1 protein-coding gene is annotated in these 4,218 nt (G+C 28.7%); it reads right to left on the reverse strand.

Annotation, left to right across the window (positions count from 1 at the left end; translation table 11 throughout):
* Positions 1-16 precede the first annotated feature (16 nt).
* A partial coding sequence (locus FPG59_RS14435; RefSeq protein WP_140344680.1) for a T9SS type A sorting domain-containing protein occupies positions 17-4,218 on the reverse strand: 4,202 nt, incomplete at its 5' end.

Genomic DNA, 4,218 nt, shown 5'->3' on the forward strand with positions numbered 1-4,218 from the left:
GTCTATGAAAAGCTAATTATTTAACTATTATCTTCTTAGTGGTATGCTTATCCTCACTTTCAATAACAATGTAATAAGTACTTTTTGGGAATTCACTTAAATCAAGTTTATTTTCATTACTGCCTGAAGGAAATTTTGTGGTTTTAACTACTTTTCCCAAATTGTCATAAATCGTTACTTTTTCCAACACAATATTAGAAATTTGCAATTCACCTTTGGTAGGATTTGGGTACATAATAATTTTATCAAAAGTTGTTTCTTCAATTCCTAATGTGTTGCATGTTGAAGAATAGGAAGCGGTAGCATCTTTTGCTGCTGACCAATTGTCTATTGAATATGTTGTATTATCAACTTTTATGCAGGATAATTTGGAGTTGTTTTTAAAATTTAAAGTGGTTAATAAAGTGTTATTATTGTTATTCAAATCTAGTGTAATCAAATTGTTATTAGAACAATTGATTGTTTTTAGATTTATGTTTTTTGAAAGATCTAAGTTTACCAGTTGATTATTCGCACAACTTAAGTTAGTAAGCAAGGTGTTGTTTGATAGATCTAATATTGTTAATTGATTCATGTTCATTATTGATCTTTTTGTAATGGATATGGTTCCATCACAATACAACTCTAAAAGTAACTTGTTTTTTCTTATATCTAGTGAGGCAAGGGGGTTGTTCGAGCAATCTAAGTATTTTAATGCTAAGTTTGTAGATAGATTTATTGTTGAGATTGAATTTCCCTTACAAATAAATTTCTCTAATGCCGTAAAGTTTTCAATTCCTTTTAAATTTGTGATGCCTGCGTTTGATAGGTCTAAACTGGTAATATTTACAACGTTTGAAGTGAAAGTTTTCCCGTTTTTACCATCAGTATCAATCTTTAGAGCAATAAGTAAATCTTCAAAATTAGGATCAGGAATTAAAGTGTACGAGTTACAATTTGTGTTGAAATTTGCACTAGCATCTTTTTGTGTAGACCATTTGACATTAGAATAGTTTGCATCATCCACTTGAATGCAACTAAGGTTTGGATTATTTCTAAAATCAACATTGTAAATAATGATATTTGGGTCTGGACTTACAAATCTATCGAAAAGTGTGTTATTACCATTTTTCAGATTCAAGTTATCAAGTCGATTTGAAGCGCATTCTAATTTTGATAATTCAGTGTTTAATGAAACGTCCAAACTTGTTAAAAGGTTATTGCTACAATCTAGTAAACCTAAAACAGGGTTTTTAGAAACATCCAAAGTGGTCAATTGATTGATGTCACAATATAAATAGTGCATTTTAAGATTTTTCGAAACATCCAAACTTGCTAATTGGTTAGAACTACAATCCATTGTTTCTAAAGCAGTATTTGAAGCAATATTAATAGTTGTTAATTTATTTTTGTACAACAATAATCTAGTTAAAGCTGTGTTTTTTGATACATCTAATGTTGTTAATAGATTTGTGTTGCAAATTAATGATGTTAAGGCTATGTTGTTATTAACATTTAAGCTAGTTATTTGATTGTCACCAGTCCATAATTCGATTAATTTGACATTTTTTGAAACATCCAAACTTGTTAATTTGGTAGAAGTACAATCTAATTTTAATAAGGCTGTGTTTTTTAAAACATCCAAGTTATTTAATTCGTAATTGTAGCCACAAATCAATTTGGTCAAAGCAGTGTTTTTGGAAACATTTAAACTAGTTAGCTTATTTGATGAACATTGTAATTCAGTCAATTTGGTATTGTTAGTTACGTCTAAATTATTTAGTTTATTGGCATAACAAATTAATGATGTCAACTCAGTATTTTTGGAAACATCCAAGCTGGTTACTAAATAATTGTTGGAACAATCTAATAAAGTTAATGCTGTGTTTTTTGAAACATCCAAACTTGTTAATGCATAGTTGTTATTACATTTTAACGAGGTCAAAGCTATAAATCCTTGTATTCCTTCTAAATCTGTAATAGAACTATAAGAAACGTCTAAAGAAGTTATGGTGTTTATTTTTGAAGTTAAAATTTTTCCGTCATTAGTTCCGGAGTCAATTCCTAATGCAATAAGTTTATTTTCAAAATTTGCATCAGGAATCAGTGTATATAATCCAGTGGTTTGACAATCTGTTGAATAATAAGCTGTTATGTCTTTTGAATTTGCCCAATTTGTATTGGAATAGGTGACGTTGTCAACCTGTATACATTTAAGATTAGGATTGTTTACAAAGTTAATATATGTTAGGTCTAAATTGGTATTAGCACCATTTTTTAGATTCAAGTATGTTAGTTGATTGTTATCGCAACCAATTGATACAATTAAGGGATTTTTAGAAATATCAAGATTTGTAATTTTATTGAATTGACAATCAAAGACCTCCAAATTTAGATTATTTGTTATATCTATTGCTGTTAGCTCATTAGAACCACACATAAGCTCTTTTAACTCAATATTTCGTAAAAGATTTAAGTTAATTATTTTATTATCATAACAATATAATTGAGTCAAAGCTTCATTTTTGGCAATATCTAATGCGGTTAATTGATTAGAACCACAAGTTATACTGATTAAATCCAGATTTTTAGAAATATCTAATGAGGTTAATTGATTTGAATCACAATTTAAAATCAATAAAAATGAATTATACGATAGGTCTAAGGATGTTAGTTGATTATTGCTACAGTATAACTGAATTAAATCTGTGTTCTTGTTAACAGCTAAGTTTAGTAATGAATTTGAATCACAGTCTAAAACTTTTAATAATGTATTATTCGATAGGTTTAAGGATGTTAGTTGATTTGTACCGCAGTATAAATCAGTCAAAGCTACGTTTTTAGAAACATCTAATGTGGTTAAAGAATTCGAGAAACAATTTAAAGTTTCTAATAATGTATTATGAGAAAGGTCAATAGACGTTATTTTATTTGAATCAAAATATAAACCAGTCAAATTTACGTTTTTTGAAACATTCAAGGAGGTTAATTGATTTGAACCACATTGTAAGTGAGTCAAAGATTTAAAATCTTCAATCCCTGTTAAATTGGTAATTGAACTAGAAGAAACATTTAATGAAGGGAGAGATTCAATTCTAGCAGTTGCTACTTTACCGTTTTTACCATCTGTATCAATACCGAGGAAGATTAGTTTTTCCTCAAATTTGCTATCTGGAATTAACGTGTAAACAGTACAGTCTAAATTAAAAACAGCTATTGGGTCTTTGGTAATTGTCCAATTTGTAGTAGACTTAAAATCTGCAACTTGAATGCATTTCAAGGTTGGATTGTTAGCGCAATTTAAAGCCAAAAATGCTGTGTTTTTAGAGATATCCAATATATGTATTAAATTTCCAGAACAATTAAGGCTGGTCAAAGCAATAAAGCTTTGAATACCGGTCAAATCGGTAATCCCACTATTAGATACGTCCAGATTGGTTATGCCTGCTATACTGTTGTTTAATACTATCCCATTTTTGCCATCAGTATCAATTCCAAGAGTAATTAGTTTTTCTTCAAATTTTGCATCTGGAATTGCTGTAATTGTCGAGCAGTCAAAAGGAGAATAAAAAGCAAAATAATTCTTTTCATCCGCCCAATTAGCGTTTGAATAAGCAACATCATCTACAGCAATACAAGTTAAATTTGGATTTAATGAAAAAGAAAACCCTTTCAATTGAGTATTTTTTCCATTTTTTAGATTCAAACTCACGAGTTTGTTTGAAGTACAATTTAAAAAAGTCAAATCTGCGTTTTTGCTAACATCCAAGACGGTTAATTCATTTGAGTCGCAAGATAATTCTTTTAAAGTCCCGTTTTTAGTAACTATTAAGACATTTAGTTGATTTTTACTACAAATTAAAGAAGTTAAAGCCAGGTTTTTGGAAACATCCAAGGATGTTAATTGATTTATATTACAATATAAAGTGCTTAATAGTGTATTTTTGGAAACATCTAAGGATGTTAATTTATTAAAGCTACAATCTAAAGTAATCAAAGCTAAGTTTTTGGAAATATCTAAGGCAGATAATTGATTACAATAAAAATTCAAAGAAATCAAACTCACAAAATCCTGAATACCAGTTAAGTCTCTAATAGAACTAGACGAAACATCCAATGAAGTCAATTTATTAATGTTGTTTGTCAATACTTTTCCATCTGCAACTCCTGAATCAATACCTAATGCAATAAGTTTGTTTTCAAAATTTATATCAGGGATTAAAGTGTATTGTGCATAAG

Source organism: Flavobacterium sp. FPG59, assembly GCF_002150205.1.
Taxonomy (GTDB): domain Bacteria; phylum Bacteroidota; class Bacteroidia; order Flavobacteriales; family Flavobacteriaceae; genus Flavobacterium.